This is a genomic window from Nonomuraea sp. NPDC003201 (assembly GCF_053590415.1).
This window is the reverse complement of record NZ_JBSFTC010000715.1, coordinates 1-1,641: the sequence shown is the minus strand read 5'-3', so window position 1 is coordinate 1,641 and position 1,641 is coordinate 1. Positions and strand designations below refer to the sequence as shown.

Annotated in this window: 2 protein-coding genes; both read left to right on the top strand. The window is 77.8% G+C overall.

Annotated elements, in window-relative coordinates; all coding sequences use genetic code 11:
• The coding region (locus tag ACWDX9_RS63055; protein ID WP_449973408.1) for an AMP-binding protein at window positions 1-1,100 on the top strand (1,100 nt) is incomplete at its 5' end.
• A gap of 1 nt (window position 1,101) precedes the next feature.
• Window positions 1,102-1,641 (top strand): thiolase family protein (locus ACWDX9_RS63050; RefSeq protein WP_449973407.1); only part of this gene is annotated, 540 nt, incomplete at its 3' end.

Below are 1,641 nucleotides of genomic sequence, written 5' to 3'. Positions count from 1 at the left end.
AGCGGTGGTCGAGCGTCGCCGCCGCGGCCGGGCCCGGTTTCCTCGTGGACGCGCCGCTGCCAGGGGCGGCGGGTCCGGCGGTGCGGCACGATCCGGAGCCCGGGGACCGGGCGTGGGCGTGCTTCAGCTCGGGCAGCACCGGCCGGCCCCGCGCGATCGTGCGCACCCGCGCGTCGTGGACGGAGTCGTTCCCGCACCTCGGCGAGCTGGCCGGGATCGGCCCGGACGACGTCGTGCTGATCCCGGGCCCCCTCGTCTCCAGTCTGTACGCCTTCGCCGCCGTCCACACCCTGGCCACCGGGGCGACGGCCCTCCTTCCCGGCCGCCGGCCCTCCCGCACGCTGCCCGGCCTGCTGGCCAGGGCCACGGTCGTGCACCTGGTGCCGCACCGGCTGCCCGACGTGCTGGAGCACCCGGGGGCGCTGCGCGTGGCCGTCGTCGGCGGCGCGGCCCTCGACCCCGGCACCCGCGCGGCAGCTGCCCGGGCGGGGGTCCGGGTCGTGTCCTATTACGGGGCGACGGAGCTGTCGTTCGTGGCGGTCGACGCCGACGGGGGCGGGCTGCGCCCTTTTCCGGGCGTGGAGATCGAGGTCAGGTCCGAGGGCGGGCTCGGCGAGGTGTGGGCTCGGTCGCCGTGGCTGGCCGACGGATATCTGGGCGACGCGGCGGGCCCGTTGCGCCGGGACGCCGACGGTTGGGCGAGCGTGGGCGACGTGGCGGAGCCGTACCGGGTAGGAGAGGAGCTGCGGGTACGCGGCCGGGGTGACGGCGCGATCCAGACCGGGGGCGCCACCGTCGTGCCCGAGGACGTCGAGGAGGTGCTCAGGAAGGTGCCCGGTGTGGGGGACATCGTCGTGATCGGCTCGCCGCATCCGTCGCTGGGTGCGGTGGTCACGGCGGTCATCGAGGCCGAGTGCGCCACGCCGCCGCCGCGCGCGCTGCTGGAGGCGACGGCCAGGGGCGGCCTGGACGAGGCGCAACGGCCACGCCGCTGGTACGCGGTGCCGAGCCTGCCCCGCACCCAGACGGGCAAGCCCGCCCGAGCCCTGGTCGCGGCCCGGCTGGCGGGCGGCGACCCCGACATCCGGCGGCTGATCTGACATGCGCGACTCCGATCCGCGCCACGAAGCCGCGATCCGGACCCTCGGGGACGAGCCCGTCGTCGTGGCGGCCCGGCGCACCCCCATCGGGACGGCCGGGCACGCGTTCAAGGGCGTGACGGTCGATCGGCTGGCCGCGCCCGTGATCGCCGCCGTGGCGCGCGAGCTGGCCGGGCGGCGGGTGGACGACGTGGTGCTGGGCAACTGCATGGGGCCCGGCGGGAACGTGGCCAGGGTGTCGGCCCTGGCGGCGGGCCTGGGGCACGAGGTGCCCGGCCTGACGGTGGACCGCCAGTGCGGCAGCGGGCTGGCCGCGATCCTGGTGGCCGGCCAGGCCGTCCGGGCGGGGGAGATGGACCTGGTGATCGCGGGAGGGGTGGAGAGCGCCTCGACCGCGCCGCTGCGTACCCACCGGGGTGCCATGGAGCCGTACCCCAGGGCGCCCTTCGCCCCGCACGGCCACCCCGACCCCGACATGGGGCCGGCCGCCGAGGCGCTGGCGGCGGCGCGCGGCGTCAGCCGGGCGCGCCAGGACGCCTAC